37 protein-coding genes and 4 tRNA genes are annotated in these 26,329 nt (G+C 33.7%); 9 read left to right on the top strand and 32 right to left on the bottom strand.

Annotated elements, in window-relative coordinates; all coding sequences use genetic code 11:
* The 6 genes from ACQY56_RS05970 to ACQY56_RS05945 form a co-directional block, all read right to left on the bottom strand.
* Nucleotides 1-519: GTP-binding protein (locus tag ACQY56_RS05970; RefSeq protein ID WP_428743741.1), on the bottom strand; the 519-nt coding region annotated here is incomplete at its 3' end.
* A gap of 91 nt (nt 520-610) precedes the next feature.
* Nucleotides 611-685 (bottom strand) — tRNA-Thr (locus ACQY56_RS05965).
* A 168-nt stretch (nt 686-853) separates the two neighbouring features.
* Nucleotides 854-929, bottom strand: a tRNA-Gly gene (locus ACQY56_RS05960).
* A gap of 12 nt (nt 930-941) precedes the next feature.
* Nucleotides 942-1,026 (bottom strand) — tRNA-Tyr (locus ACQY56_RS05955).
* 44 nt (nt 1,027-1,070) lie between these two features.
* A tRNA-Thr gene (locus tag ACQY56_RS05950) sits at nt 1,071-1,147 on the bottom strand.
* A gap of 57 nt (nt 1,148-1,204) precedes the next feature.
* A complete protein-coding gene (locus tag ACQY56_RS05945; protein ID WP_428738359.1) occupies nt 1,205-1,978 on the bottom strand; it encodes an MBL fold metallo-hydrolase in 774 nt (257 codons plus the stop codon).
* A gap of 122 nt (nt 1,979-2,100) precedes the next feature.
* Between ACQY56_RS05945 and ACQY56_RS05940 the strand changes: the two genes are divergently transcribed.
* Together ACQY56_RS05940 and ACQY56_RS05935 are read left to right on the top strand one after the other, a co-directional pair.
* The gene (locus ACQY56_RS05940) at nt 2,101-2,829 is read left to right on the top strand and encodes a YaaA family protein (protein ID WP_428738360.1); all 729 of its coding nucleotides are present in this window, start codon (nt 2,101-2,103) and stop codon (nt 2,827-2,829) included.
* Nucleotides 2,826-3,575: a TrmH family RNA methyltransferase gene (locus tag ACQY56_RS05935; RefSeq protein WP_428738361.1), complete on the top strand. Its 750-nt coding sequence runs from the start codon at nt 2,826-2,828 to the stop codon at nt 3,573-3,575. The genes ACQY56_RS05940 and ACQY56_RS05935 overlap by 4 nt, the downstream gene beginning before the upstream one ends.
* Here ACQY56_RS05935 and ACQY56_RS05930 read toward each other — a convergent pair.
* Nucleotides 3,562-3,882 (bottom strand): thioredoxin family protein, encoded by a 321-nt coding sequence (locus ACQY56_RS05930; protein WP_428738362.1) that lies wholly within the window; start codon nt 3,880-3,882, stop codon nt 3,562-3,564. The two genes, ACQY56_RS05935 and ACQY56_RS05930, sit on opposite strands and share 14 nt — an antisense overlap.
* Before the next feature lie 26 nt (nt 3,883-3,908).
* On the opposite strand from ACQY56_RS05930, the gene ACQY56_RS05925 reads away from it, so the two are divergent.
* Nucleotides 3,909-4,817 (top strand): AEC family transporter, encoded by a 909-nt coding sequence (locus ACQY56_RS05925; protein ID WP_428738363.1) that lies wholly within the window; start codon nt 3,909-3,911, stop codon nt 4,815-4,817.
* A complete protein-coding gene (locus tag ACQY56_RS05920) occupies nt 4,814-5,218 on the top strand; it encodes a hypothetical protein (RefSeq protein ID WP_428738364.1) in 405 nt (134 codons plus the stop codon). The genes ACQY56_RS05925 and ACQY56_RS05920 overlap by 4 nt, the downstream gene beginning before the upstream one ends.
* On the opposite strand, the gene ACQY56_RS05915 is transcribed toward ACQY56_RS05920, so the two are convergent.
* The 7 genes from ACQY56_RS05915 to ACQY56_RS05885 all read right to left on the bottom strand — a co-directional run bounded on the left by ACQY56_RS05915 (nt 5,215) and on the right by ACQY56_RS05885 (nt 11,709).
* A complete protein-coding gene (locus ACQY56_RS05915; protein WP_428738365.1) occupies nt 5,215-6,654 on the bottom strand; it encodes a protein adenylyltransferase SelO in 1,440 nt (479 codons plus the stop codon). The genes ACQY56_RS05920 and ACQY56_RS05915 overlap by 4 nt on opposite strands.
* A 116-nt stretch (nt 6,655-6,770) precedes the next feature.
* Entirely contained in the window at nt 6,771-8,690 is a 1,920-nt protein-coding gene (gene tkt, locus ACQY56_RS05910; protein ID WP_428738366.1) for a transketolase, read from the bottom strand.
* A 115-nt stretch (nt 8,691-8,805) separates the two neighbouring features.
* Nucleotides 8,806-9,651, bottom strand: coding sequence for a polyprenyl synthetase family protein (locus ACQY56_RS05905; RefSeq protein WP_428738367.1), 846 nt, complete (start codon nt 9,649-9,651; stop codon nt 8,806-8,808).
* A 19-nt stretch (nt 9,652-9,670) separates the two neighbouring features.
* Nucleotides 9,671-10,657, bottom strand: coding sequence for a DUF7488 domain-containing protein (locus ACQY56_RS05900; RefSeq protein ID WP_428738368.1), 987 nt, complete (start codon nt 10,655-10,657; stop codon nt 9,671-9,673).
* On the bottom strand, nt 10,658-10,969 hold the full coding sequence (locus ACQY56_RS05895; RefSeq protein ID WP_428738369.1) for a YbaB/EbfC family nucleoid-associated protein: 312 nt from the start codon (nt 10,967-10,969) through the stop codon (nt 10,658-10,660).
* Nucleotides 10,969-11,334, bottom strand: a complete 366-nt coding sequence (gene panD / locus ACQY56_RS05890) for an aspartate 1-decarboxylase (protein WP_428738370.1) — start codon at nt 11,332-11,334, stop codon at nt 10,969-10,971. The genes ACQY56_RS05895 and panD overlap by 1 nt, the downstream gene beginning before the upstream one ends.
* Nucleotides 11,335-11,709 (bottom strand): (2Fe-2S) ferredoxin domain-containing protein, encoded by a 375-nt coding sequence (locus ACQY56_RS05885; protein ID WP_428738371.1) that lies wholly within the window; start codon nt 11,707-11,709, stop codon nt 11,335-11,337.
* 142 nt (nt 11,710-11,851) lie between these two features.
* On the opposite strand from ACQY56_RS05885, the gene ACQY56_RS05880 reads away from it, so the two are divergent.
* Nucleotides 11,852-12,397: an oligogalacturonate-specific porin KdgM family protein gene (locus ACQY56_RS05880; protein WP_428738372.1), complete on the top strand. Its 546-nt coding sequence runs from the start codon at nt 11,852-11,854 to the stop codon at nt 12,395-12,397.
* A 12-nt stretch (nt 12,398-12,409) separates the two neighbouring features.
* Nucleotides 12,410-13,039, top strand: coding sequence for a hypothetical protein (locus ACQY56_RS05875; RefSeq protein ID WP_428738373.1), 630 nt, complete (start codon nt 12,410-12,412; stop codon nt 13,037-13,039).
* On the opposite strand, the gene ACQY56_RS05870 is transcribed toward ACQY56_RS05875, so the two are convergent.
* The 12 genes from ACQY56_RS05870 to ACQY56_RS05815 form a co-directional block, all read right to left on the bottom strand.
* On the bottom strand, nt 13,032-14,327 hold the full coding sequence (locus tag ACQY56_RS05870) for a UDP-N-acetylmuramoyl-L-alanyl-D-glutamate--2,6-diaminopimelate ligase (RefSeq protein WP_428738374.1): 1,296 nt from the start codon (nt 14,325-14,327) through the stop codon (nt 13,032-13,034). The genes ACQY56_RS05875 and ACQY56_RS05870 overlap by 8 nt on opposite strands.
* Nucleotides 14,324-14,911 (bottom strand): hypothetical protein, encoded by a 588-nt coding sequence (locus tag ACQY56_RS05865; RefSeq protein WP_428738375.1) that lies wholly within the window; start codon nt 14,909-14,911, stop codon nt 14,324-14,326. Before ACQY56_RS05865 ends, ACQY56_RS05870 begins: the two co-directional genes overlap by 4 nt.
* A gap of 14 nt (nt 14,912-14,925) precedes the next feature.
* Nucleotides 14,926-15,201 (bottom strand): NifU family protein, encoded by a 276-nt coding sequence (locus tag ACQY56_RS05860; RefSeq protein WP_428738376.1) that lies wholly within the window; start codon nt 15,199-15,201, stop codon nt 14,926-14,928.
* An 85-nt stretch (nt 15,202-15,286) separates the two neighbouring features.
* Entirely contained in the window at nt 15,287-16,501 is a 1,215-nt protein-coding gene (locus ACQY56_RS05855) for an aldo/keto reductase (protein ID WP_428738377.1), read from the bottom strand.
* An 83-nt stretch (nt 16,502-16,584) separates the two neighbouring features.
* The gene (rplQ, locus tag ACQY56_RS05850) at nt 16,585-16,935 is read right to left on the bottom strand and encodes a 50S ribosomal protein L17 (RefSeq protein WP_428738378.1); all 351 of its coding nucleotides are present in this window, start codon (nt 16,933-16,935) and stop codon (nt 16,585-16,587) included.
* A gap of 29 nt (nt 16,936-16,964) precedes the next feature.
* The gene (locus tag ACQY56_RS05845) at nt 16,965-17,963 is read right to left on the bottom strand and encodes a DNA-directed RNA polymerase subunit alpha (protein ID WP_428738379.1); all 999 of its coding nucleotides are present in this window, start codon (nt 17,961-17,963) and stop codon (nt 16,965-16,967) included.
* Between the two features lie 24 nt (nt 17,964-17,987).
* Complete coding sequence (rpsD, locus tag ACQY56_RS05840) at nt 17,988-18,614, bottom strand: 30S ribosomal protein S4 (protein WP_428738380.1); 627 nt, start codon at nt 18,612-18,614, stop codon at nt 17,988-17,990.
* A 12-nt stretch (nt 18,615-18,626) separates the two neighbouring features.
* Nucleotides 18,627-19,019, bottom strand: a complete 393-nt coding sequence (gene rpsK, locus ACQY56_RS05835; protein ID WP_193113854.1) for a 30S ribosomal protein S11 — start codon at nt 19,017-19,019, stop codon at nt 18,627-18,629.
* A gap of 10 nt (nt 19,020-19,029) precedes the next feature.
* Nucleotides 19,030-19,392 (bottom strand): 30S ribosomal protein S13, encoded by a 363-nt coding sequence (gene rpsM / locus ACQY56_RS05830; protein ID WP_193113853.1) that lies wholly within the window; start codon nt 19,390-19,392, stop codon nt 19,030-19,032.
* A 2-nt stretch (nt 19,393-19,394) separates the two neighbouring features.
* On the bottom strand, nt 19,395-19,508 hold the full coding sequence (gene rpmJ / locus ACQY56_RS05825; protein WP_152306398.1) for a 50S ribosomal protein L36: 114 nt from the start codon (nt 19,506-19,508) through the stop codon (nt 19,395-19,397).
* A gap of 289 nt (nt 19,509-19,797) precedes the next feature.
* The gene (locus tag ACQY56_RS05820) at nt 19,798-20,793 is read right to left on the bottom strand and encodes a hypothetical protein (protein WP_428738381.1); all 996 of its coding nucleotides are present in this window, start codon (nt 20,791-20,793) and stop codon (nt 19,798-19,800) included.
* A gap of 68 nt (nt 20,794-20,861) precedes the next feature.
* On the bottom strand, nt 20,862-21,206 hold the full coding sequence (locus tag ACQY56_RS05815) for a hypothetical protein (protein ID WP_428738382.1): 345 nt from the start codon (nt 21,204-21,206) through the stop codon (nt 20,862-20,864).
* Nucleotides 21,207-21,321: 115 nt separating this feature from the next.
* Between ACQY56_RS05815 and ACQY56_RS05810 the strand changes: the two genes are divergently transcribed.
* From ACQY56_RS05810 to ACQY56_RS05800, 3 genes are all read left to right on the top strand, one after another.
* Nucleotides 21,322-21,750 carry a pyrimidine dimer DNA glycosylase/endonuclease V gene (locus tag ACQY56_RS05810; protein WP_428738383.1) on the top strand — a complete coding sequence of 143 codons (429 nt, stop codon included), beginning with the start codon at nt 21,322-21,324 and terminating at the stop codon, nt 21,748-21,750.
* Between the two features lie 67 nt (nt 21,751-21,817).
* Nucleotides 21,818-22,504, top strand: a complete 687-nt coding sequence (locus ACQY56_RS05805) for a hypothetical protein (protein ID WP_428738384.1) — start codon at nt 21,818-21,820, stop codon at nt 22,502-22,504.
* Between the two features lie 40 nt (nt 22,505-22,544).
* Complete coding sequence (locus ACQY56_RS05800; protein ID WP_428738385.1) at nt 22,545-23,228, top strand: Crp/Fnr family transcriptional regulator; 684 nt, start codon at nt 22,545-22,547, stop codon at nt 23,226-23,228.
* Nucleotides 23,229-23,237: 9 nt separating this feature from the next.
* Here the strand turns inward: ACQY56_RS05800 and ACQY56_RS05795 are convergent, their stop codons facing one another.
* The 6 genes from ACQY56_RS05795 to ACQY56_RS05770 all read right to left on the bottom strand — a co-directional run.
* Nucleotides 23,238-23,681 (bottom strand): HepT-like ribonuclease domain-containing protein, encoded by a 444-nt coding sequence (locus tag ACQY56_RS05795; protein WP_428738386.1) that lies wholly within the window; start codon nt 23,679-23,681, stop codon nt 23,238-23,240.
* A complete protein-coding gene (locus ACQY56_RS05790) occupies nt 23,674-23,961 on the bottom strand; it encodes a nucleotidyltransferase family protein (protein WP_428738387.1) in 288 nt (95 codons plus the stop codon). The genes ACQY56_RS05795 and ACQY56_RS05790 overlap by 8 nt, the downstream gene beginning before the upstream one ends.
* 82 nt (nt 23,962-24,043) lie before the next feature.
* A complete protein-coding gene (locus ACQY56_RS05785) occupies nt 24,044-24,637 on the bottom strand; it encodes a DUF3592 domain-containing protein (protein ID WP_428738388.1) in 594 nt (197 codons plus the stop codon).
* Entirely contained in the window at nt 24,625-25,107 is a 483-nt protein-coding gene (locus tag ACQY56_RS05780) for a hypothetical protein (RefSeq protein WP_428738389.1), read from the bottom strand. Before ACQY56_RS05780 ends, ACQY56_RS05785 begins: the two co-directional genes overlap by 13 nt.
* 76 nt (nt 25,108-25,183) lie before the next feature.
* A complete protein-coding gene (locus ACQY56_RS05775) occupies nt 25,184-25,516 on the bottom strand; it encodes a hypothetical protein (RefSeq protein WP_428738390.1) in 333 nt (110 codons plus the stop codon).
* A gap of 15 nt (nt 25,517-25,531) precedes the next feature.
* Nucleotides 25,532-26,329: hypothetical protein (locus ACQY56_RS05770; protein WP_428743740.1), on the bottom strand; the 798-nt coding region annotated here is incomplete at its 5' end.

The raw sequence follows: 26,329 nt of genomic DNA, 5'->3' as shown, positions 1-26,329 counted from the left end.
ACCAGCTACGATTGGAGTATCGTCACCTGGGAAGTCATAAGTATCTAATAACTCACGAATTTCCATCTCAACTAACTCTAATAACTCTTCATCATCAACCATATCTTCTTTGTTCATGAAAACAACGATGTATGGAACACCTACTTGTTTTGAAAGAAGGATGTGCTCACGAGTTTGTGGCATTGGGCCATCCGCAGCAGAAACAACAAGAATAGCACCGTCCATTTGAGCAGCACCTGTAATCATGTTTTTAACGTAGTCCGCGTGACCTGGACAGTCAACGTGAGCATAGTGACGAGTTTCTGTTTCGTACTCAACGTGTGAAGTAGCGATAGTGATACCACGCTCTCTTTCTTCTGGTGCGTTATCGATTTGATCATAATCCATCATTTTTGCACCGTTTGTAACAGCTAATACTGCAGTAATAGCAGCTGTTAATGTAGTTTTACCGTGGTCAACGTGACCAATTGTACCAATGTTAACGTGGGGTTTGTTACGTTCAAACTTTTCTTTTGCCATAGTGTCCTCCGACCTTTATTTTGTGAATTGAAATCGAATTATATCGAAAAATCATTCAATTATTTCTTAAATACAATAAAAACAATTTTGCTGGAGCTTATGATGGGAATTGAACCCACGCCCTCTTCCTTACCAAGGAAGTGCTCTACCACTGAGCCACATAAGCAAAATTGTAAATAAATAAGAAATCATTGCATGATTCTTAAACGAAATATATTAGTGTGATTAGAGAAAAAGCTATATAGATATACTTATATACATTATATATGGTATAAAAATATACGAAGTAATTTGGTTGAAATTATACTTCAGCTTCCAGAATCTGTTCTCTTAGTGGAGCGGGTGAAGGGATTCGAACCCTCGACAGCCTGCTTGGAAGGCAGGAACTCTAGCCACTGAGTTACACCCGCATCTTGAACAAGTGGTGGTGGGAAGAGGAGTCGAACCTCTGAACCCGTAGGGAGCGGATTTACAGTCCGCCGTCGTTGGCCACTTGACTATCCCACCATCATAATCTGGTCTAACACTGTTTCTAATATTCTCTCATTCAATGGTGCCGACACGAGGATTTGAACCCCGGGCCTGCTGATTACAAATCAGCTGCTCTAGCCAACTGAGCTATGTCGGCATCGAATTTGAGCCAGAATTATAGTGCAAAATAATTTCAATGTCAAGAGTTTTTTACTTAAAAATGTAAATTTTCTCCATCTTTGACAAGAACGGCATCAAAATCATTTTTGTACTGCTCTATCTCTTGTGTAATTTCAATAATATATGTCGGTTTTATATGGTTGATATAAAGTTGAAAATCTCTTCTTTTGACATTTTGTAAAAAAGAAAAAAGAAGTTTTGGAGTGAGATGTTTACTACTTAAAGCTAAATCTTCTAAATGCGAAGGAAAGGAGCACTCAATCACAATAGATTTTATTGTATTATTTACCTCTATCTCTTGTATTGCTGTATCCAAACTGCAGGTATCCGCTGTAATTAAAATCGAACTATCATCTTTTGTATAGATATATCCACAACTACATACAGTATGTTCAGTTTCAAAAGCTTTTATCGATTCGTTTTGAGATATCGTATATACTTTATCTAATTCTATATCTATATACTTTACAACCATTTCACCATTAGAGAGTTGGATTTTGGAAAAATCTGGCCATATAACATCATTTAAAAAATGTTTTTTAAGTGCTTGAAGTGTTGCTTTCGTTCCATAAATATTGAGGGTTCTATCTCTTTGCTCAAAATAGTTGTCTATAATGTAAGCAATATCAACTATATGATCTAAATGTGAGTGTGTAAGCCAAATATTTTGAATATCTAAAGTTTCTTCACCAAGTGCATCCAATAGATTACCAGCATCTATCACATGTGCTTTGTTAAGTGCAAATGATGTAGTACCAAAACCTTTTGCTTTTGTACCATATGCACCTAAAACTTTAATATGTTTCATTCATAACTCCAATCCCACAAAATTATTATAGCATTTTTTTATAGTTCTACTTTTAAAAGGGTTTCTCCAGCTAAAATATATGAAAAACTTGTTATTATAAAATAAAATTTAAAAGGGATTAGATGTTAAAAATACTTTTCTCACCATCTGAAGGAAAAAATAGTGGTGGTGATGCAAAGCAAAAAGATATCTTTGGAGCAACCTCTGCTAGAGAAGAGATACTAAACAGATACAATCAAATAGTCAATGGTACTGATGAAGAAAAAATCAAAGAACTTTTTGGATTTAAAAAATTTGAAGATTGCAAACCATATATAGAAGATATTTTCAATTCTGCACTTATGAGTGCAATTAAGCGTTATGACGGTGTTGCATATGATTACCTTAAGTACAACGCGTTAGATCAAGATGCCAAAAACTATCTCAAAGAAAACACTATAATTTTTTCTAACCTTTTTGGTCCACTACTAGGTGGTGATCCAATACCAAACTATAAAGTAAAACAAGGAAACCCAATAGGGGATATAGAACCAGATAAATTTTACAAAGATCGTTTTTCTTACCAACTTGATCTCTATCTAGGAAACAGTGATATATTAGATTTGCGTGCAGGGTATTATGACAAGTTTTACAAAACTGTTAAGCCGTATACAACTCTCAAATTTTTAAAAAATGGAAAAACTGTATCGCACTGGGCAAAAGCGTATCGTGGTATAGTACTTCGTGAGATCGCAAAAACTAGAGTGAGTTCACTTGAAGAGTTTAACAAGTTAGAGATCGAAAATCTGCAAGTCAAAGAGATTCAAAAAACAAAAAATAAAACTGAAATTATTTATGAGATAGCAGAATGAATAACTCACAGCAATACAAAGATAAAAAAGCTTTTTTTGAAAAAATCATTACACTATATGGACGCAATGTTGTCATAGAGGTTTTACAAGATGATTCTATCGAGGTGCATAAACTTCACTTGGCAACATCCAATAAACCTGATGGGGCGATTAAAGAGATCATGCAACTTGCAAAAAAACGCAATATTGAAGTAACGTATCATGAAAAGAATGCCCTTAGTCGCATTAGTAAAAATGCAAAACAAGATCAAGGAGTGGCAATTGACATAGTTGCACAAAGTTATCAAAGTGCAAATGAGATAAAAAATCTCAAAAATTATAAGCTTATAGCACTTGATGGAATTCAAAACCCGCAAAACCTTGGGATGATTATAAGAAGTTGTGCTGCTGGAAATGTAGATGGAATCATACTACCAAAGAAAAACTCTGCAAAAATTTCGCCACTTGTGATCAAAGCAAGTGCAGGAACACTTTTTAAAATCCCTATCTATTTTTGTAACTCTTTGGAAGATGTTTTAGGGGAATTGGATGCAAATATCTACGCTCTCTCTCTTGAAGCAAAAAATTCACTTTATGATCTAACCCCAGCAAAAAAATCTATATTTGTTTTGGGAAATGAGAGTGAGGGTGTAAGCCCTGAAGTTCAAAAACTTTGCAATGACTCACTCATTATTCCTATGAACAGAGGAGTTGAATCACTAAACGTAGCAGTGACTGCTTCGCTGATCGCCTTTATGAGATCATAATCTCATACGGTCGTGCAATCTCGCGGATAACCTCATCAACTGACATATGGCGTGACTTTCTCAAAAACTCTCTGCCATCTAAAAAAATCAAAACCGTAGGGATTGCAAAAACACTAAAGTGTGCAGCCATCTCTTGTGAAACAGAGACATCGACACTCACGATCTCAAACTCTTTAAAGTTTGCATCGATTGCTTCAAGTAGTTTTGGTTTGAGTGCATGGCACACATTACAAGTTGGTGCTGAAAAGTACACCATTACAGCCAAATTTTCTTTTATGATATTTTCTATCTCTTCTATTGTTTGCATGGTGAAATTCTACTATAATTCAACTTATGAGTTCAATTATTTTTAGCATTTTAAGTATTTATGTTTTTATCGTAATGGGATATCTCGCAAAACGTGTTTTTAAAGAGAAGATCGATGATAAAACTATCACTCTTTTAAATGTTTATTTTTTACAAGTTTTTTTAACATTTTGGGGATTGCTTATCCATCCTGTAGATATCTCTTTAATATTTGCGCCAAGTATCTATTTTTTCATTATCATTATTGCTTTGATTATTTCAGCTCTTTTTGCAAGTCATCTTTTTAAAGAGAAAAAAGAATATTCTATTGCCATGGTAGCAGCACTTATTGGCAATACTGGAAACTTAGGTATCCCTCTAAACATTGCTATCTTTGGCGAAGCTTCTATCCCTTACACAACTGTAGTAAATCTTGTAAATGTTTTTGTTGTATATGGTATTGGTGTGTATTATTACTCTCGTGGGAGTTTTGATGTAAGGACATCACTACTCAATATTGTAAAACTTCCTATCCTTTGGGCAGCTATTATTGCGATACTTTTAAGTATCAACAGTTATCAACCCTCACCAGAGGTTATGAAGATGTTGATGATGGGAGCATATGCTTCCATGACAATGCAGTTATTTTTATTTGGTATCTATCTTTATGGTACAAAAATTAAAGAGATCAATAAAACACTCATCACTTGGGTATTTGGTTTTAAATTTTTACTTTTACCACTTTTAGCTTTTATGGTACTTTCATTTATAGAGCTTGATCCAATGATAAAAGGGATAATCTTTATAGAGTTGATGATGCCTTTAGCTGTTGCAAACGTTAATCTCGCATCATTGTATGATTGTGAACCAAAAAAAGTAACTGCTTTAGTACTCCTTACTTCTATAGCTTTTTTAGGGCTTATCTTTATAGGAGTGAAAGTTTTAACATATCTATGAAACATATTTTAGTTACTTTTATATTTTTATTTTTTATTGGATGCAGTGATGATGGAGATGTTTATATCACCGATCAAAAAATACTCACTACCCATATAGAGTGTATGAAACTTGTAGTTTTTCCTCCCAACAAAGAGATTGAGTCAACACTACAATCACTTTACCAATTTCAAGACAACTGCACTTATGAACTTATTATCTCCTATAAAACAGGAATTGTATGCAACTCAAATCAAAACTTCGATAAAAAAGTGGGAGGTCTTCCTAGCAGTTATTTGCGTATGGAGATAAAAAAGAGTAATAAACTTCTTTACACCTATTACAAAGACCTCAAAGAAGAACTCTCTCAAAAGGATGTAAAAAATGGATTTGAAGTTATTCAAGATGATTTAGATTTTTAAGATGAACAACTCAGTTTTAAATTTTTATATGTTTTTGGAGTTGGCACATTTAGATACTCTAACTCCTCATGCTCGAAAAATGGATCGAGTGCCACTTTTAAAAGATCATTAATCATACTAAAATCACCCGCTTCCTCTTTTTCGATCGCTTGTTGCAAGAGATGGTTTTTTAAAACATATTTTGGATTAATACCAAACATCTGTTTTGATCGCTCTTGACAAGAAAGTTTCTCTTTTGTCAGTCTTGTATCATAACTCTCTAGCCACTCCTGCAAAGGTTGTTGATATTCACATAACTCCAGCAGAGCTGTTTTATCTCCATCATAATGTGAAAGCAAACGAAAAAAACGGCTGTAATCAACTACACTACTCTCTAAACTTCCAAGTAACCATTTTAACAGTGCCACGTCCTCTTCATCTTCTTCAAAAAGTCCCATTTTGTTTTTCATAAGTCTAAGATATTCACTCTCATAAATATTTACAAAATCTTTCTCTACAACTTTTTCCATTTTAATAATGTTGACAAGAGGAGAAAGTGCATTTGCCAAAATGGATAAATTCCACTGCATAATGGGTGGCTGATTGGAAAATGAGTAACGCCCCTCCATATCGGTATGATTACAAATATAGTTTGCTTCATAATCATCAAGCATAGCATACGGACCATAATCAATAGTACGACCATCGATAGACATATTATCGGTGTTCATAACACCATGATTAAACCCAACACTCTGCCAACATGCTACAGTTTTTGCACTGTTGTGTACAATTTTAGTAAACATCTTAAAATATCTCTCTTCTTGATCTTTTAGTTCTGGAAACGACTCTTCGATCACATAATCGGCTAAATTTTCCAACATATCATACTTGCGTCTGGACTTAAAATATTCAAATGTTCCAAAACGTATCCACGTAGGCGATACACGCAGTACAATTGCCCCTTTTTCCCATTGCTCTCTTGCTACATCTGTTTGACTTCCAATAAGTGCCAATGCCCGAGAGGTCTCAATCCCCAAACCATACATCGCTTCACTCATTAAAAACTCACGTATACTTGAACGTTTGACTGCCCGTCCATCTCCCTCTCTTGAATAAAGTGTAAGCCCTGAGCCTTTAAGTTGTAGATTTTGTCCATTTACTTTGCCAAGATTGATAGCCCTGCCATCTCCAAGACGAGGGACAAAGTAGCCAAACTGATGCCCTGCATAACACATGGCAAATGTTTTTGAACCTTGTAATTTTTCAGTTCCATTAATGATGTCGATCAATTGCCCATCTAAATCTAAAGGTTCATCTATACCGAATAACTTTACACAAGCTGGTGAAGTTGCAATCAGGTAAGGTTTATGAAGTGGTGTAGGTTCTACAATGTCATAAAACAATGGTGGTAATTCTAAATAGGGTGTTGTTACTTTTAAGTCTGAAAATTTCATGTCCGATTTTTATCATTAAGTTTCTAAAAAAACTATCAATTCAATTATTGATCCATAAACACAAGTAAGATTTAAAAAAAGGGAAAGGAACTCCCGCAAAGGGAGTTAAAAAAGAGTTAGTTTATTTTGGTAACAACACTATCAACTGAGAAACCAAATTTCTCAAATAACAGTTCTGCTGGAGCTGATGCACCGAAGCTATCCATTGCAATCACTTCATCCGCTAAACGGTACCATTCAAGTCCACGCGCAGCTTCGATCGCTACTTTTTTAGTAGATGGTACGATCATCTCATCGATGTAAGATTTTTCTTGCTCAATAAAAAGGTCATAACAAGGAATAGAAACAACATTTACTTTTACTCCACTTTCATTGAGTTTTGCCTTTGTATCAAGAGCTAATTGCACTTCACTACCAGATGCCATTAAAGTTATAGTCGCACCCTCATCACTTGCTAAAAGATATCCACCTTTTGAAGCCTCTCCTTTCACTGCACTTGGAAGCACTGAAAGATTTTGACGTGAACATACAAATGCAGAAGGCGACTTTGTCATCTCTAACGCTTTTTTCCACGCTTCAACATTTTCCGCTCCATCAGCTGGACGCCATACATAAAAGTTTGGAAGTGAGCGGAACTGTGAAAGATGTTCAATCGGTTGGTGTGTTGGACCATCTTCACCTACACCGATACTATCATGCGTCCAAATAAAGAACTGTTGAATTCCACTTAGTGCCGCTATACGCGCTGAAGGTTTGAGGTAATCTGAAAATACAAAGAATGTAGCACTAAACGGCATAAGCGGCCCGTAAAGAGCGATTGCATTTGTAATTGAAGCCATTGCATGTTCACGAATACCAAAATAGATGTTTCTACCCTTTGGAAATACACCCATATCTTTAAGATCAGTTTTGTTTGACGGGCTTAAATCTGCACTCCCACCTAAAAAGCTTGGTATTGCTTTTGCAATTGCATTCATAATCTTACCGTTTGTTGAACGAGTAGCATCTGCTTTATCAAAAACAGGGTAGTCAATACGAGAAAAATCAGGATTTTCTAGTGAAGATAAAACTTCATTTTGCTCTAAAAGAGGCATAGTTTTTTGTCTGTGAATCCATTCACGTTCAGCCAAATCACCCTTTTCAATTGCACATCTAAAACGTGCCATTACATCTTCAGATACAAAGAATTTTTTCTCAGGATCAAAACCTGCTGCTTTTTTCGCTTCTGCGATTACATCATCCCCAAGTGGTGCACCGTGAGAATGGTGACTTCCCTCTAGTTTTCCAGCACCCTTCGCAATCACAGTATTTGCAATGATCAGAGCTGGTTTATCAGATGCTTTTGCAGCAGTGATAGCAATATCGATCGCATCAAAGTTGTGCCCATCGCACTCAATAACTTCCCAGCCTTGAGATTCAAAGCGTCCACGGATATTTTCAGAGATACTAAGCTCTGTACTTCCCTCAATCGTAATACGATTAGAATCATAAATAACGATTAAGTTATCTAATTTGTTATGTCCCGCAATTGAACACGCTTCATAAGAGATTCCCTCTTCTAAATCTCCATCTCCACAAAGACAGTACACATTGTGATCAATGAGATCAGCAGTATCGCTGTTTACTTGTGCAGCCATAAATTTAGAAGCCATTGAAAAACCAACAGCATTTGCCACACCCTGACCAAGTGGACCAGTTGTGATCTCAACTCCAGCAGTGTGACCAAACTCTGGATGTCCTGGAGTTTTAGAATCTAATTGACGGAAGTTTTTAAGATCATCAATCTCTAAACCATACCCCCAAAGATAATAAAGTGAGTAGATAAGTCCCGTACCGTGTCCACCAGAAAATACTAATCTATCACGGTTTAACCAGTTAGGGTTTTTAGGGTTGTGATTTAAGTGCTCACTTAAAACTACAGCTATGTCAGCCAACCCCATAGGTGCACCTGGGTGACCGCTATTTGCAGCTTGAACCATATCTGCTGCTAAAAACCTTATCGTGTCCGCCATTTTTTGACGCATATCATTACTCATCTCTGTTGTCCTTTTGTGTGTTTTGCTAAGTAGACTTCTTAGAAAGGTTTTTGAAAGGCTCAGACCGATAGGGAGGATTTGCCTTGAAAAATCTTTCTAAGAAGTCGGTAAGTTTCTATTTATGTCTGTTTATATACTTCGTAAGTATTGGTGACAATTCACTACGTAAACTCTCATCAAAACTTTGCATCTCTTCTGTTAACTGCTCAGCTAAAACATTAGCTTCTCTCATCGCCTCATCTAAACCTAAAATAGTGACAAAACTATTTTTATCTTCATCATTGTTTGTAAGCTTTCCAGCTTCTTCAGAACTTTGTGTTACATCAAGTATGTCATCTTGAATCTGGAATAATACACCAAGCTTTATACCAAACTCATAGAGTTTATCAGCTAACTCTTCATTGCCACAGATAAGTGCACCCATCTTCATCGAAGCGGCTATCAGTTTTGCAGTTTTATTTGTATGCAGTACTTTTATCTCTTCAACTTTAAGTGGTTGATTTTCAAAGTAACAATCAATTGCTTGTCCTAAAACCATCCCATTCAACCCGCCATTAGATGCAAGTTCACGTACTAGTTTTACTTTTAGTGCATCACTAAATGGTGCATTACTTAACACTTCAAATGAATAAGTATTGAGCGCATCTCCAACTAAAATCGCAGTTACCTCATCATACACAATATGTAAAGTTGGTTTTCCACGACGAAGTGGTGAATCATCCATTGCTGGTAAATCATCATGAATTAATGAGTATGTATGCAAAAGCTCGATTGCATATGCAGCATGTCTTGCAGAGTCCAGCATCAATGGATTTAAAGCTTTTACAACACCAAGTAATAGTGCTGGACGAAAACGTTTCCCACCAGCTATAAGCATCTCTTGTAAAGCTGCTTCATATGTTGGATGAATGGATGTTGATTTTGGTAAGTTTTCTAATAAAAAAGCTTCAAATTTGTGCATATGAAATTATATAATTCTGCTACTTAATATTTACAAAAAATTGAAAATTATTTCTCTCAAAAAGAAGTGTTGAAAAATCTTTGAAGTTTTCTACATATTCACGAAGTTCATCTTGGTTTTTGATGCGCACACCATTTACTTGAATTAGTCTATCTCCAAGTTTTAAACCATACTCTTTAAAATGTTTGCTTAGTTTTACAACATAAAGTTTTTTATTGAAATATATGCCGCGAAACTCTAAAAATGTATCGCTTATCTCACCACCACCTGTGCGTTTAAGAGCTTGAATATCTTTGAATGTATAGAATTTCCCATCTCTTTTAATTTTTATAGTGTGTTTTGAACTAACTTTACTAAAGAGAATTTTTCTCATAAGCTCTGCTGATGAAGAGATTTTTTTGCTATCAAATGCCACTACACAGTCACCACGTTTTAAAGGATTGTTCTCTAAGTATGGATTACTTGCAGTAATTTTTATACATTTTGCTTCATCTTTTACACGAATCCCTATATCGCCATAATCAGCTGAGCTATTTTCCATAAAGTGTTTAAGATAATACTTATCGATCATCCCATCTGGAGTAAGTATCCCTTCTAATGCACAACACGAACTTGTAATCACTGCTGGGATTTTTATCTTAGTACTATATTTTCCTAAAGTGTTTAAACCCACTTGCTCTTGAACTACTTTAGCCTCTGCAAAAGTTTTACTATTGACTGCTGCACTTCCAAGTTGTAAACGCATATTGATGTCAAATGGATACTTGAAATTTTTTTTATCTTCTATAATGTAAAGATTTAAAAATTCATCATGTTTATAAATTTTAGCATTTGGTAATTTTTTTGAGTAAACGAGACGTTTATTATTTTTGATTGGGATTGAAACTGAATCATTTTGAATCGAAGTGGAATCTTTTACCTTAGCTACACAAGAGAAGTAACCATCTTTACAGGCATAAAGGTTTATAAATAAAAAAGTAAGTCCGATAACTAGGCGAACAAACACCTACTTATCTCCACCAAACGGGTTCATGCCACCAAGCATCCCCATAGCACTTTGTTGTTGGTTTTGTTGTACCATCTTGTTGGCGTCATTGATAGCGCCAATGAGAAGAATTTGTAAAGAGTCTTTATCTTCTAAAAGTTCATCATCAAGATTTAGATCGATCACTTCTCCATTTCCATTGAGGGTAAGTTCAACCATACCCCCACCAGATTTTACAGAAAAAGTTTTTGAAGCTAGTTCATCTTTGAGTTTTTGGGCTTGTTCTTCAAACCCCTTCATCATCGAACTTAGATCACCCATATTACCGAACATTAGATACTCTCTACAACTTCGTCAATATTGTTTTCATCGTTAAGTAAAACGACTCTTGGTTTATAGTTTTCTAACTCTTTTTCATCATAAGTAGCGTATGCAACGATGATAACTTTATCCCCTTTATGCACCTTTCTAGCAGCTGCACCATTGAGACAAATATCACGTTTCCCACGCTCACCTAAAATGATATAAGTAGAAAATCGCTCACCATTGTTGATATTTAAAATCTCAACTTTTTGTCCAATACGCATCTTTGAAGCTTCTAAAAGCTCCTCGTCAATCGTGATTGAACCTACATAATTAAGATTTGCATCTGTAACTGTAGCACGGTGAATTTTGCTATAAAGCATCTCTATTTGCATTTACATTCCCATTTGTTTTTTCATTTCAGCAGGTGAGATAGGTTCATCCCACATCTCTGAATCGATCACATACTCCTCGACTACATTTCCACCAAGGATATGTTCTTGTATAATTCTATCAATTTTTTCTTTAGTTAATCCTGCATACATAGTATGACCTGGTTCAACTAACATAACTGGTCCCATTTGGCATCTGTTTAAACATGATGTTCTAATAGGTTGTACAGTCCCCATTATACCTTGTTGCATTAAACTTTGCGCTAAATACTGAAAAAGATCTTGCGTATGTGGTGTTACACATGATGGTTTTGGCATACCTGGAGGTGCTGATTGCTCACATTTCATTATATAAAAAGCTGGTTGAGGGATTCCCATAACGTTCTCCTTGTTATTTTTTGCGCAATTATATCCAAAATCCCATCCGTTATTCTAAGAGGGTAAAATAAATTTTGTTTTTTAAGTTTGTTTGCAACTTTTAGATATAATTCACACAACTTAATCTTTTGGAAAAACTATTTTGAAACTATTTTTACTCTTTTTTATTCTACTCTCTTCACTTTACAGTGATGCAAAACTTTATGTTGGGACATCTGTTGCTTATCAATATGAAATCCTTGTCACACCAAAGAAAAAAGGGTTTAACATAACAAACAATCTCCATCTCAAAGTGGGTTATGGAGATATCGATGCTTATGCAGTTGAATTCTCATTTGATTATGCAAAAAATGACTCCAATATACTCTCTGAAAATGATGATACAAAATATGGATTTAATGTAGAGCTTCTCAAATCATTTAATTTTGATCTCTTTTTCAAACCTTATGTAAAAGCGGGGTTTAATGCTGGTTTCATGTCAACTTCACGAGCAACAAATAACAACGTAACCTATGGTGGGTTTAACTTTGGAGGGGGTGCTTTTATCCCTGTCTCTGAACATGTAGATTTTGAGCTTGGATATCTCTATAAAAGAATCACATATGAACAAATAAACCTTTTAGACCAATATGTAAAACCTGCTTCAGACCAAAGTAATGGTTATGTTGGTATCAATTTTAGATTTTAGGAAAACTTTTTTATGAAAATACAATTATTCTCTTTTTTACTTATTTTTTCTTTTTTTGTTGGTTGTAAAGAGACCACAACTTCATCCGTAGTTACAGACATAGCTTCAATCAGTATTGATAATACTGTAACAAGTATCTACTCAACAGACCAAGCCGTAGAGTTAAGTGCTACAGTCACCCATACAAATGGCTCAACTGGAGATGCTACTGATGCACTCACTTGGAATAGCTCTGATTCTTCTATTATAATTATGAGTGCTAACTCTATTTATGGTGGTACTACAAATGGTGGAGATGCAAATATCACTGCCTCTTATGCACAGTTTTCAGATACTACTTCTATCAATGTAATAAAACTCACTGATTTTAATATATCTCAAGTGGATGATACTATAGATATTAATTCAACTGGTGCAGGAAGTTATGAGTTTCAAGCACTTGCTTCATTTGAAGACAATGCGACAGGAAGAGTTGTGTATAACAATCTTACTTGGGATATGAATAATAGTGCTACTTACTCAACTTCTAATGGAGTAACGACCATAACTTTTATCACTGGAACGACAGAGGTAAATGCTACTGTATTTGAAGACGACAATGAGACAAATATTACAAAAACACTCACTTTTACAATCAATTAAGATGTAAAAGTGAGCGTACTACTTCTCTATCATCAAAAGGTAACTTTTGATCGTAGATGATTTGATACGTTTCATCCCCTTTTCCAAGAATTACAACTACCTCATCCTCTTCTTGCATATCAAGAGCTAGTTCTATCGCTTTTTTACGATTTAACTCCACTGTTACATTGCTTTTATCTTCTATACCTGAAAGAATATCTTCTATAATGGCTTCCGGCTCTTCAAAGCGTGGGTTATCACTTGTAATGATTATTTTTTTAGCTAAGTTTGATGCAACTCTTCCCATTAAAGGGCGTTTTGTTCTATCACGATCACCACCTGCACCAAAAACCACTATAAGTTCTTTCTCTTTTAAAGCATTCAGTACTTGAGTCATTCCATCAGGAGTATGTGCAAAATCTACGATCACATTAGGAAGCTCACACACTTGTTCCATTCTTCCACTTACACCTGCAAAATTATCCACAACTTCTACTATCTCTTCAAGTTTTTTTCCAGTGAGTAGATGCGCTGCAGAGATTGCAGCCATAAGATTATAGAGATTAAAAAAACCGTGTAATGATGCAGTAAAAGGGATAATCTCTTGAAAATGTTGAATAATTCCACTACTGCCATCATTTAACGAATACGCCATTAGTTTATAAGTAGCTGGATTTTCAATTCCATATGTGTAAGTGTTTTTTATATTGCACTTTGCTTTTGACTCGTCTTTATTGATGAGTTTTTTAGTTTCATCTTGAAAAAAGCTATTTTTTACAGCTGTATATTCCTCTAAAGTTTTATGAAAGTCAAGATGATCTTGTGTAATATTTGTCAAAATTTTAAGTGTAAAAGGTAAACCTTCTATACGCTTTTGAACGATTGCATGGGAACTCACTTCCATAATGAAAAACTCACATCCCATCTCACAAGCTGTATATATATGTCTATAAGTATTAAGCACTGATGGAGTTGTAAGTGTTTTACCCTCAATCACTTCATCATTTATAAATAAACCTCGTGTACCTTGCATGGCAACTTTGTATCCAAGATCAAGTAAAAAAGAGTACAGTGCACTTGCTGTTGTAGTTTTTCCATTTGTTCCTGTGATGCCTATAATTTTGATATCATTAATACCAAATAACTCAGCAATTTCTTCAACTTTGATGATAGAATGTGCACCATTATCTTTTGCATTTTGAAGATATTTCTCATTTTGGGTGGTTAAAACAAAGGCTGTTTTGGCATCACACTCAGCAGAGTTTTCTGTGACGTAATTAAATGCTTGATCCTCTAAAGCGATTCTCAAGCTTTTTTACCTTTTGCAAGTTTTTTAAGAAGTTTTTGAAGCAGTTTATCACTGGGATATACACTTAAAGCATTTTCAAGATACGAAAGCGCCATATCTGCAAAACCATTTTCTATCAATTTATCTAAAAAGTCTAAAAAGTCCTCTTTTTCTGTAATGATTACACGTGTAGAGAACATAATATTTTCAAATATCTCTTTAAACTCTCCACCCTCATCTAAAAGTTTTTGAAAATCACTATATAAAATTCCATCTTCATACTCTAAACGTTCGCGTAATGGTTGAGCAAATACCTGACCTAATTCTTCTAAAGTGCCATCCATATTTTTTAGAATCTCACTCATGATTGCATCAGCTTCTTCTTTATCTTCCTCTTTTAATATCTCATAATAATCAAATAAAGCCTCAGCTCCACCCTCACCGCTTAGTGCCATCTCTGATAAAATAACACCATTATAAGCCTCTTGTGAGTTTGGATAGTTTTGTAAAACTTCCGCGAATTTTTCTAGAGCCATTTGATAGTCCTCTTTAGAAAAACTCTCTTTTGCTTGATCCAATATTTTATATTTACTCATATTTGCCATAACTGTTTAAATCCTTATAGATTATCTATATCATTTTCCATTCCAAAAGGTACGTTTATCACACTTAATTCTGGATGGATATCCATTTTAAGTTGACGTTCAACACCGTACTTGAGAGTTGTATCACTAGATGAACACCCTACACATGCACCTTTGAGCTGAACATATACGTTCCCATTTTTTACTGTTATAAAGTCTATATCGCCTCCATCAAGGGCTAGAGAAGGTCTTAGTTTCTCTATAACACTCTTTACTGGGTCAACAAGTTCTTCGTCGCTAAATGGAATCATCTTCATCCTTCTATCATTATTCTATAATTTCGTAATCATAAAATATGATAAAATCACTTAACAAGTGCTAAAAATATCGTTTTAGCTATCCATTTAAGCCAAGAACACCTGCAACGTAACTAGGTTTTCTCATCCCTATAAGAATATAATCGACATTCTTTTGATTTTGTAAAAATTCTAATGCACACTCTTGCAATTTTTTTTCACAACCATCTAAAACAGATTTGAGTTGTGTTTTTGTTGACTTTGCACACTCATACGCTACCATCTCTCTATATGAGAGTAAAAATTTATCAACATATCCAAGTAAAGCATCAACTATACCCTTCTTCATATCTACAATAACATTTTTGATATGTGGTAATACTTGTGTATTTACAAAAGTGTCATAATCACCTATCCAGCCAAACTTATGTTTATTCGCATCCATCTGCTCTACTAAGTTAAAAAGTGATTGAAGTGATTGTGTATCACATACATCAAGTAACTCATTTAAATTCGCATAGTATTCATTTGGTTCATCATACTCAGCTAAACGAAACATAAGTCCGTCATTAAAAGCGTTTAAAGGACGATTTGCAAGTACTCTGAGTCCATTTTCTTTTGCCCATGCTGCACACTTTAACCCTTCTTGTTCCAAAAGATTTATCGGTAATTGAATTGTTGTAAAACTATGTTTTTGATTTCCTGCTTCAATCGCGGCATTTTTTGCCAAAATGATTAACTCTTCATACGGCAAAAAATCTTCTGCTAACTCTGCTTTTGCAAAAGAGTTGGAACTAATGCCATATGAACCAATCGTCCCATCTATAACCTCTTTTTCAAGCGTAACAAAGACTTTGTAAATGCGTTTATATAACTCTTCTAACATCTCCTCTTTATCGATACTTTTTTTGATTGCATCATATAAAAAATACTCTGGATTATGTAGGAGATAGCAATCTATCTTATTTAAGTGTAATCTTTCTAGAGAACGTTGAAGCTGATCTTTCATAAATGATGGTGCTATAGAATGATAACAATCAGGTGAATACTCAACAACATCTTCATAAGGATTTTGTTTATGCAGTTGCATGTTAGTGCCTTGAATATAACCAAATTTAGTGATAATTTCGACATCTCTATATTCATCTTCTATAGAATTCAATACTTGTGCAATGGCTCGTTCAGCACCACCATCTGTATAGTTTGACGAGGTATCTATAAGTTTTATGCCACTGTAAAGTGCTTCTTTAAGTGCTTGTATATGTAAAGGGTTTTGATCACTTACTCTGTAAGTTCCAAATGCGAAACTACTCATAAATTGTTTCCTTGGTTAAAGTATTTTAGGATTTGGAAGTTGAGGGGGATAAATGCAGTTAAAAACTGCATTTAAAAGGTTTTTTATACTAGTTCTATAAACGCCATTGGTGTAGCATCACCACGACGAATACGAGTTCTAACGATTCTTGTATATCCACCTGCACGCTCTACATATTTAGGTGCAACTTCATTTACAAGTTTTTTTGTAGCTTCTTTGTTTTGTAAAGATGCAAAAATAGCTTTGTGAGCATTGCTATCACCTTTACCAGCTACTGTGATAAGTTTTTCTACATAAGAACGAAGTTCTTTTGCTTTTACAGCAGTAGTTTCAATCTTACCATGTTCAATTAATGAAATACTTAGATTTTGTAAAAGTGCTTTACGGTGAGCACTTGTACGTCCAAGTTTACGATATCCATGACGATGTCTCATATCTTCTTCCTCTTTTTATGTCAGCTAGCTTATTTCGCAGCTGCTTCTATTTTCTTTTTTAATGCAGTAACTACATCATCAGCTAAATCAGCACCAATTGCAAAACCAAACTCTTGAACTTTTTCTACGATCTCATCGTAAGATTTTTTACCAAGATTTTTTACATTTTTAAGATCATTTGTACTCATAAGTACAATCTCACCTATTAGTCTAATACTTGAGCGATCAAGGCAGTTAAAACTACGAGCACTTAAACCTAAACTATCTATGTTAGTAGTTAGTTTTTTAAGGTCTGGTGACTCTTCAACTCTCTCAATTGTTGTTGGAGCTTTAATACTAATCTCTGAGTTAAATACAGAAAGTTGAGCATACATAACTTCTAAAGAGTTTCTAAATGCATCAATTGGAGAGATTTGACCATCAGTTTTGATGTTCATTACAACTCTCTCAAAATTTGGGTTGTCTTCAACAAGAACATTTTCAATTTTGTATGTTGCACTTCTTACAGGAGTAAAATACGCATCTAGTGCAATATATCCTTCTCCTAAATCTTCATATGTATCTTCACTAGCAACGTAACCAATACCTTGCACAATTTTGATACTAAAGTTAAGTGTAGAGTCTTCATTTAAAGTTGCTAAATGAGCCTCTGGAGTTACAACTTCAACTTCACTGTTATTTAAATCTGTACCAGTAATAGTACATGGACCAGCAAAGCTATAGTTGATCTCTGCTTCAGTTGCTTCATTATTAAGTTTGAAACGAATCTCTTTAAGATTTAAAATAAAATCTGAGATATCTTCAAGCATACCACGAACAGAATCAAACTCGTGTTTAGCTCCTTCAATCTTAATAGCAACTGGAGCATAACCAACTGAGCTGCTTAATAGAAAACGGCGAAGTGGATGAGCTAAAGATATAGCATAACCAGTTTCAAATGGGTATGCTATGATATTTGCTTCATTCTCACTAATTTGTTCTACCTCAAACTCTTGAGGAGCAAGTGGAGTAGTTTTAATTTTTTTCATATATTACGCCTTTTTTATTAATTATTATTTCGAGTAAAGCTCAACGATTAAACGCTCTTCTACAGGAATAACAACTTCTTCACGCTCTGGTAAACGAGTAAAGATACCGAAAACTTTAGCAGCATCAATATCAACCCATGGAGCAAGACCTGTTTGGTTTGTTAACTCGATAGCTCTTTGAATCTGTGCATTTTGTTTGCTTGATTCACGAACTTCAATTTTTTGACCTGGTTTAACACGGAAAGATGGAATATCAACTTTGTTACCGTCAACTAAAATGTGACCGTGAGTTACAAGTTGACGTGCAAATCTACGAGTAGTTGCAAATCCCATTCTGTATACTAAGTTATCAAGTCTTTGCTCAATTAGAGTGATAAGGTTTGTACCTGTATTTCCATCTCTTCTTTTCGCTTCTGCAAATAATGCACGGAATTGTTTTTCAGAAACACCATACATGAATTTTGCTTTTTGTTTTTCATTTAATTGTAAACCGTACTCAGAAATCTTTTTACGACGTTGACCATGTTGTCCTGGACCATATGGACGTTTGTCTAATGCAGATTTTCCTGCTAAACGACGCTCACCTTTAAGGTTTAGGCTAACTCCAAATCTTCTTTCGATTTTTTCTACTGGACCTCTATATCTTGCCATCTGTTAACCTCCTTAAACTCTACGACGCTTAGGCGCACGACAACCATTGTGTGGTAATGGAGTTACATCTTTCATGAATGTAACACGGATACCTTCAATAGCACCTACAGATTTAACTGCAGTTTCACGACCAGAACCTGGACCTTGAACTCTAATACCTAGTTCTTTAATACCGTGTACTTGTGCTTTTTCAACAGCAGCTTCAACAGCAGCTTGAGCAGCAAACGGAGTAGATTTTTTAGAACCTTTAAAACCTAGGCTACCAGCAGAACTCCACGCAATCATATTTCCCATTTCATCAGTAATAGTCACTAAAGTATTATTGAATGATGCAGAAATGTGAATGATACCACGTGATACGTTTTTCTTTACAACTTTTTTTCTAACAGCTTTTCTTTTTGCCATACTTTAATCCTTACGCTGCGCCAACAGTTTTCTTTTTACCCTTACGAGTACGAGCATTAGTCTTAGTTTTTTGACCACGACATGGAAGACCACGACGGTGACGAAGACCTCTATATGAACCTAAATCCATAAGCGCTTTAATATCCATAGCAACTTTTTTACGTAAATCACCTTCAACCATATGGTTTTCACGGATCTCTTTAGTAATCGCAGCTACTTCATCCTCATTAAGTTCGAAAACTCTTTTATTATAATCAATACCTGTCGCATCTAAAATAAGGCGAGAAGTATGTAAACCGATACCGTAGATGTATGTTAGACCATACTCTACACGTTTTTTCTTAGGTAAATCAACACCAGAAATACGAGCCATGGTTATCCTTGTCTCTGTTTATGTTTAGGGTTTTTGCAGATCACTCTTACAATCCCTTTTCTTTTGATAACTTTACAGTCATCACACATTTTCTTTACTGAAGCACGTACTTTCATTGAAAGCCCTTTCATGTTAATCTCATAAAATCTGAACAAGTCCAGCTTTTATTCAGTCACTAAAGCTACGCCTATCGGCGAGAATCTATATCTTCCCTAGCTTCATACTATGTTATACGTAACTTATACTGTTTCTAGGCAAAGCCTTCTATGAAGTGCTTGCCAATACTTTTATCTAAACATTTTCGTATAGGTAAAAATACTCTAGCTTTTGGTAAAACAGCAAAGTGGATGGGAATTATACAGAAGTTAAGGTTAAATTTTTATTAAGCTTAAGAGTGTACTCTATTTAAACTCGTAAATCCACCTCATTTATCATTCCCGCAGAACCATCTTCACGTAGAAAAATCGAACTTTGTGATAAATTTCCTTCATTAAATTCAAATTGAGTACTCACATTTTGTAAATATAATGCTCCAATGCCAACATCTTTTAAAGAGTAAAAGTTTTCATTTCCATCTGCATCTTTTGTCCAGATTCGTAATTTATCAAAAACTGTATCGTTTTCATCTATCCAGTTGTTATTATCCTCATCGTACACACGAAGATCATCAAATCCATCTCCAGAGTTTGGACCAAAAAGTTCACTTCCATCATTGATAATACCATCATTGTTTTTATCCAGTGTTAAAAATCCACTTCCAGCTCCAACAAATGAAAACTCTTCTTCCGCTCCATCAAGATTAAGGTCTAAATTCGTTTTTGTTTCACTAAACTCTACAGCACCATCTTGAAACTGGATGACCAATGGGTCGATAAGTGCATCTCCAGCTTTAACTGAAAGTGACTCATGTTTCATTGTAGTTTGCTGCATACTCATTGAAAGTTTGAAATCAATTTTACTTCCATCTTTTAGAGTTACATTTCCAACAGATGCAAACTGTAACTTTTGTGCATTTATTTCAGTTTTTTCATAACTATAATCTATCCCCCAACCTGCTCTTTGGTTTTGGACGTGATTTTCATCATTATGACGATGTTCTCTATGTCCGCCACTATTTTCTGGATGAAAAAGTTTTATATGTATCTTTTTCCCTGTTAAAAACTCCAGTGCTTTTATGATTTTTTGAAGTTCTGGATCAAGAGAATCAAAATCATCCTCTTTTTTTTGAACTTCTAACATTTTATACTGTTTTGAAAGATGTAGGTCATCTTTATTCAGAGCTTTATTGCGAGGTTGTGTATCTCTAGAACCAATCCATTGTTCTAAATGCTCCCGTTCCATAGTAACGGAAGTTTTTTCATAACTTGACCCCATTGCTATACTACTCGATGCAATCTTCATGACAACTCCTTTTGTCAGATTTTGATTTAATCACATCGACATATTTTAGTTTTTTTCAAGTAACCTTATTACTCCCAAAGGATACTTACCCCATACTCTCTATCTAAAACAATATGCTTTGAGTAGTTGATTTTTTTGCCATACTTTTTACTTACAAGTTGTACTTCAAGCTCTTGATTGCTCAAAAGTTCTCGTATCTCTTTATACCCCAGCCACTTTCCATAACGACTCAAAGCATTTTGCCAAATACGATAATCACAAGTTGCATCTTCACGAAGTTCAAACATCTCTCCATCTTCACTGCTCCACTGTGCATTTGTACAAGCGTAAAGTTTTACCTTTTTCCCCCTTACCTCTTTGTCTCTTACTTCAATCATGCCATCTGCACAATATGGACATTTTCCCAGTTGCATAACTCTTCCTTTGTCAAAACTATAAAAGTATATAAAGGTTTTCAATTAGTTTGTAAATCTATTACAATATGACATATTTTTTTCTATATAATTTACTATATAGAGGAGATTTATTATGCGATTATGGTCTATTCATCCTAAATATTTGGATGCAAAAGGTTTAGTTGCCTTATGGCGTGAAGGGCTTTTGGCACAGAATGTCTTACTTGAAAAAACAAAAGGGTATAAAAACCATCCTCAACTACTACGATTTAAACAAACTCTCGATCCACAAGCTGCAATAGGAACTTATTTACATGCCGTGGTAGATGAAGCTGATAGAAGAGGTTATAAATTTCATAGAGAGAAGATTGTAAACTCTAACTCTTCTATAAATTTACCTGTAAATTCTGGACAAGTGCAATACGAATTTGAACACCTACTCAACAAATTAAAAATTCGAGATATCAAACGCTATAACAAACTTCATTCCATCAAAAAAGTAGAAATTCATCCAATATTTGAAGAGGTTTTAGGAAAAATAGAAGCATGGGAAATAATATAGTTAAGCAAATGTAATACGTATGTAATAAAACTGAAGTAAGATTCCAAAAATCTAAAAAAGGACTCTTATGAAACATATTTTTTTATTACTTATTTCTCTCTCTTTTTTACAAGCTTCTTTGTTTGACTATGATAATGAAGAGCGTCATCATAAAGAGCAGTTGATTGATAAATATCGTTCAATTTCAAGTATAGGAAATAGCATCTCTAAAAGAGGGCAATATGAAAAATATAGCTCATTTAAAGACTCTTTAAAAACACTTCACACTGATGTGAAAAAACTCGATCTCAACCAAAATGATAAGAGCTCTTTACAAACTAATTTGAATGATTATAGTGCTATTATCAAAGCACTGTACCAAAATATGGATACAAAATTTCCTAAAATCAATCAACATTACCAATCCTCTTTAGATGGTTTAGTTCAATTTAACCAATTGGTACACTCAACTGGTTATAAACCTTTGCTAGATGCATGGGATGATTTGACACATACAAAACATAGGTACTTGAAAAAACCGAGTAAAACACTTGCAAAGAAATTTCATCTGCATCTACAAGAGGTAAAACTAGTGTTAGAAGACCTTTGTTTGGATGAAGAGCTAGAAGACCCAATGTTAGCATACTTACAAGTATATGAACAATACTTTGATGAACTCGATAGCTCTTATAAAAGTGTAAAGTATGCAAATATTCATAAACTTAAACAGCTATCATATGAGGTTAAATCCCAACTCACACTAATTATCAACTAATTGTTAAATCTTCTTTGCAGATATTTTGATAAAATTAGGGATGCAAAAAAATTCCAATGAGATTGAATTACTTGACAACTTAAATAAGAGTTTTGAGGATGAGTTTTATAAATACGCATCCTCGCTTGAGTATAAAAAAGGGGAGAATATATTTCACTCCGATGATCTGCTCAAACATTTTTATATAGTTGTTGATGGAAAGATCAAAACGTATCAGATCAACTTTGAAAATGATAAAGAGCAAACTATCTTTATATATAAACGTGGAGATATGTTTGATGTGATCTCATTACTTGACAATCAAGCTCATGATGTACTTTATGAGATTCTTGAAGATTGTAAAGTGTTAGAACTTCCAATAGAGCGAGTGCGTTACTGGCTAGAAAATGACCCAACTTTTGGCAAAAAGTTTTTCCCTTATCTTGCTGCACAGATGCGTCATACTGAAGAGCTTACAACCGACTTAACACTATATAATACTCAAGATAGACTTATCAATCTTTTAGTAGATAACTTAAACCCACAAAAACCTTTTAAGTACAAACTTTTACAAAATCTCTCAAACTCAGAGATAGCAAAACTTTTAGGAACAGTTCGCCATGTCGTTGAACGCGCACTCAAACAGCTCAAAGCCGATAACGTTATAGAAACTGGTCGAAAAAATATAAAAGTAAAAAGTTTACAAAAATTGCTTGATAAAACCTCTCAATTGCTTTTGAAATAATCTCTTTTTTTACTTTAAGCTCACAAGATACTTAACCATAGTTTCATCAGCCAGTTTTGTATATTCTTGTATTTCTGATTCTACCGCATCTTTAATATCAATGTTGTTTTTAAGAATTTTTTTCATGTCATTTTCAAGGATATCTAAATGCACAGTGATTACATTCCAAACTTCATCAAGATCTATTCCAAAATATCCATGAACAATATTATTTCTGAAATTAACTATTTTTCTAAAATACTCTGGAGAGTTTGCTTTAAATTTTTCATCTTCTAAAAGTTTGTTTAAAGCTTCTCCTATTATCTCAAGTTGTCTAATGGTAGCATCCCAATGTAAGCTACTATGTAATAAATCATTTGGATTATGAAAAGGTGCAACATATCCTTTAATTTTTTGAATTGAAACAAAAGTATCGACTATAAAAAGTTCAATATCTCTTTTCTTTTTAGACATAAATAATATCTTTTTCTATTTTATTTTTATAGTATGCCCTAATACTATCCAAGTATCCAACATCAACATTTTTTTTCAAATTTGATTCAAGGTATTCTCTTAAGTCCTCTCTTAAAAAAAAGTCTTTTTTAGTTGATTGTATGACTATATCTATATCACTTTCTTCATTTGCAGTATCTTTTGCATAGCTCCCAAATAAACCTATTTTAGTGATGAAAAATCTATTTTCAAGCTCTTGTTTATGAGATTTTAAAAAATCAAGTATATTATTTTTAGTCATATTTAATACCTTTTAAATTGTCCTGATTATAGCATAAATTTTTAAGAAACTGTCTGTTACTCTTGGGGTACTATAGTTTCGCTTATCTCTGTACCCAAATATATATTCCAAGTATTACGAACATTAGGCTTAAAAGATTATAAGCAATATAATTAAATATGAGTTCTTTTGAGATCTTTTTATTGATCAATGCCTGATCTGGATTTTTTGGATTTATCCAAATTTCTATTTCTGAATCTACTGAAATATCTTTAATAAGTTTTTGCACATCTTGTTCAAAAATATATTTGTAATCATCATCTACGATACTAAATTTTTGTGACTTATATTTTACATTTTGATATTCATACTCATACACAACTAGAGGGAAAAATACTGGAGGATTAACATCACTTCTTCCAAATTCAATACGCGATTCCACTGAAATTTTAATAACAGTAGCTTTAAGTTTTATCCAGCTATTTATTTCAATCAATTTTTTATAAGCGATTAATGATGGCATAGAAATAGCTAAGGATATAAAAAACAGCACAAAACTAAAACTTTGTACACTCTGCATATAAAATACAATAACTAAAGAACTAATACCAATCAGACTCCACATTAAAATGTAAAATCTTGTTTTTTTTGGAAAAATTAACTTCATTTCCATCACTTTAGATGCTACTTTCTCCATTTTTTACACCAATTATATTCTCTCCCTATTGCACTATTATGATAAAATAGATGCTGTACATATACTCCTGCCATTGCTACAATAGACATAATTATCGCTTCATGTATTTTCATCAGTTTCATATAATCATAATCTAAATAATTAGCTGTTAAATTATAAACGAGATAAAGTATAATCAACAATACATTTATCTTTTTTACAATACTAAAAAATTGGTCTGTAAGCTTAATGAAACTACCTTTTTTACAAATAATTTTTTGTAAATCTTCTGGAAAAAACTTCAAACTTAAACCAACAAATATTGGCAATAGATACAATAAAAAAATATTATATTGAAGTAGCAAAACAATTAAATAACCATATTTTAAATATACAGCTCTTATCCCCAAACCCAATATAATAATTAAATATAAAACAGTATATTCTATTAAAACTAATTGTTTAGCTTTTTTATTTTTGACAATCTTCATTATTCCTACCTACTAGTTGACCTGATAAAATAGTGTTGTACAAAGTAGCTAAGAGTGCATGTGTACATCATATCTCTTAATTTTGAGCATCTTTTACACAATTAACTTTATATAAGTAAAAATAAACTATTAAACAAAATAAATATAGAAGAAAAATAAACATTGTCATTAATCCTGCATATATTGTATTGTTTATTAAAAATGCTTTTATTAATTTAAAAATTATATATTCTGAAAGAACTCCAATAGCTATAAAAATTGCTAAATTCAAATATTCTCTATTTGATATAATTTGCTTACCACAATATTTACATACTATTATATTGGAAGAACCTTTTAAAAATATGCCAGACAAAAAATCAAATAAACTTAACTTTTCATTACAACATTTACATTTCATATTTTTCAACTTCATATCCTTTCATTAATTTTTACATAATGAATCTACTAATAAAGACTTAGCGACAATTCCAAGAAGTATTCCAGCTAATCCAGCAAATGCTATAGCACCAATAGCACCTGCTGGAGATAAAAATATGAGCAATGTTGTAACAAATATGAAAGTATTAATTGTTACAGCTGCTATCATAGCTAAAGCTAAACCAATACCCCTTGTTTTACATGATTGCAGTATAGAAATTATATCAATCATTTGTGCTATTGAATTCAGTATAGGTGCTAAAAACCCACTAATAACAGATGGAGCTTTTTTTAAAATTTCCAATAAAATATCATACTGAGCAGATAAAATAGACAACATCATAATCATGAAAGAATCTTCTGGTGTATATTGTCCCCCATTCTCCCCACCAGAGATCATATAAGCATCAGAGCCAGTAGTAGGATCGATGATAGCATACCCAGCACCACTCCAACCAGGTACACTTACATTGTCTGTGTGGGTTATGACATACTTCCCTGCATTTACTGAACTTTGTATATCTTGTTTTATTGTATTTGATAGGTTTAGTTTTGGGAGTACTGTGTCTATGTTTGTTTGATCTATCTTATATATCTGTTGCCCTTGTTGGTTTGCTAACTGTAGAGCTTTTACTGTTGATATTGCTTGTGTTGGATTATTTGGATCAGTGTTAAACATCTGTTCTGGAACCTGATGCTCCAGTGCTGAACCTATTGGTCCTGTTTGTATAGCGTAGTCTATAGTTTTTTGGTTGTCATTATTAAGAGCTCTACCTACTGTTGTATATTCTATATCTAAATG

This window comes from Sulfurimonas sp., from assembly GCF_050296975.1.
Classification (GTDB): domain Bacteria; phylum Campylobacterota; class Campylobacteria; order Campylobacterales; family Sulfurimonadaceae; genus Sulfurimonas.
This window is presented reverse-complemented; position numbering and strand designations above follow the sequence as displayed.

Bases quoted from the DNA above. Each gene is read 5' to 3' on its own strand.
- ACQY56_RS05945 (WP_428738359.1), bottom strand. From the start codon at position 1,978: ATGAAACATATTAAAGTTTTAGGTGCATATGGTACAAAAGCAAAAGGT.
- ACQY56_RS05940 (WP_428738360.1), top strand. From the start codon at position 2,101: ATGTTAAAAATACTTTTCTCACCATCTGAAGGAAAAAATAGTGGTGGT.
- ACQY56_RS05935 (WP_428738361.1), top strand. From the start codon at position 2,826: ATGAATAACTCACAGCAATACAAAGATAAAAAAGCTTTTTTTGAAAAA.
- ACQY56_RS05930 (WP_428738362.1), bottom strand. From the start codon at position 3,882: ATGCAAACAATAGAAGAGATAGAAAATATCATAAAAGAAAATTTGGCT.
- ACQY56_RS05925 (WP_428738363.1), top strand. From the start codon at position 3,909: ATGAGTTCAATTATTTTTAGCATTTTAAGTATTTATGTTTTTATCGTA.
- ACQY56_RS05920 (WP_428738364.1), top strand. From the start codon at position 4,814: ATGAAACATATTTTAGTTACTTTTATATTTTTATTTTTTATTGGATGC.
- ACQY56_RS05915 (WP_428738365.1), bottom strand. From the start codon at position 6,654: ATGAAATTTTCAGACTTAAAAGTAACAACACCCTATTTAGAATTACCA.
- tkt (WP_428738366.1), bottom strand. From the start codon at position 8,690: ATGAGTAATGATATGCGTCAAAAAATGGCGGACACGATAAGGTTTTTA.
- ACQY56_RS05905 (WP_428738367.1), bottom strand. From the start codon at position 9,651: ATGCACAAATTTGAAGCTTTTTTATTAGAAAACTTACCAAAATCAACA.
- ACQY56_RS05895 (WP_428738369.1), bottom strand. From the start codon at position 10,969: ATGTTCGGTAATATGGGTGATCTAAGTTCGATGATGAAGGGGTTTGAA.
- panD (WP_428738370.1), bottom strand. From the start codon at position 11,334: ATGCAAATAGAGATGCTTTATAGCAAAATTCACCGTGCTACAGTTACA.
- ACQY56_RS05885 (WP_428738371.1), bottom strand. From the start codon at position 11,709: ATGGGAATCCCTCAACCAGCTTTTTATATAATGAAATGTGAGCAATCA.
- ACQY56_RS05875 (WP_428738373.1), top strand. From the start codon at position 12,410: ATGAAAATACAATTATTCTCTTTTTTACTTATTTTTTCTTTTTTTGTT.
- ACQY56_RS05865 (WP_428738375.1), bottom strand. From the start codon at position 14,911: ATGGCAAATATGAGTAAATATAAAATATTGGATCAAGCAAAAGAGAGT.
- ACQY56_RS05860 (WP_428738376.1), bottom strand. From the start codon at position 15,201: ATGATTCCATTTAGCGACGAAGAACTTGTTGACCCAGTAAAGAGTGTT.
- ACQY56_RS05855 (WP_428738377.1), bottom strand. From the start codon at position 16,501: ATGAGTAGTTTCGCATTTGGAACTTACAGAGTAAGTGATCAAAACCCT.
- rplQ (WP_428738378.1), bottom strand. From the start codon at position 16,935: ATGAGACATCGTCATGGATATCGTAAACTTGGACGTACAAGTGCTCAC.
- ACQY56_RS05845 (WP_428738379.1), bottom strand. From the start codon at position 17,963: ATGAAAAAAATTAAAACTACTCCACTTGCTCCTCAAGAGTTTGAGGTA.
- rpsD (WP_428738380.1), bottom strand. From the start codon at position 18,614: ATGGCAAGATATAGAGGTCCAGTAGAAAAAATCGAAAGAAGATTTGGA.
- rpsK (WP_193113854.1), bottom strand. From the start codon at position 19,019: ATGGCAAAAAGAAAAGCTGTTAGAAAAAAAGTTGTAAAGAAAAACGTA.
- rpsM (WP_193113853.1), bottom strand. From the start codon at position 19,392: ATGGCTCGTATTTCTGGTGTTGATTTACCTAAGAAAAAACGTGTAGAG.
- rpmJ (WP_152306398.1), bottom strand. From the start codon at position 19,508: ATGAAAGTACGTGCTTCAGTAAAGAAAATGTGTGATGACTGTAAAGTT.
- ACQY56_RS05820 (WP_428738381.1), bottom strand. From the start codon at position 20,793: ATGAAGATTGCATCGAGTAGTATAGCAATGGGGTCAAGTTATGAAAAA.
- ACQY56_RS05815 (WP_428738382.1), bottom strand. From the start codon at position 21,206: ATGCAACTGGGAAAATGTCCATATTGTGCAGATGGCATGATTGAAGTA.
- ACQY56_RS05810 (WP_428738383.1), top strand. From the start codon at position 21,322: ATGCGATTATGGTCTATTCATCCTAAATATTTGGATGCAAAAGGTTTA.
- ACQY56_RS05805 (WP_428738384.1), top strand. From the start codon at position 21,818: ATGAAACATATTTTTTTATTACTTATTTCTCTCTCTTTTTTACAAGCT.
- ACQY56_RS05800 (WP_428738385.1), top strand. From the start codon at position 22,545: ATGCAAAAAAATTCCAATGAGATTGAATTACTTGACAACTTAAATAAG.
- ACQY56_RS05795 (WP_428738386.1), bottom strand. From the start codon at position 23,681: ATGTCTAAAAAGAAAAGAGATATTGAACTTTTTATAGTCGATACTTTT.
- ACQY56_RS05790 (WP_428738387.1), bottom strand. From the start codon at position 23,961: ATGACTAAAAATAATATACTTGATTTTTTAAAATCTCATAAACAAGAG.
- ACQY56_RS05785 (WP_428738388.1), bottom strand. From the start codon at position 24,637: ATGGAGAAAGTAGCATCTAAAGTGATGGAAATGAAGTTAATTTTTCCA.
- ACQY56_RS05780 (WP_428738389.1), bottom strand. From the start codon at position 25,107: ATGAAGATTGTCAAAAATAAAAAAGCTAAACAATTAGTTTTAATAGAA.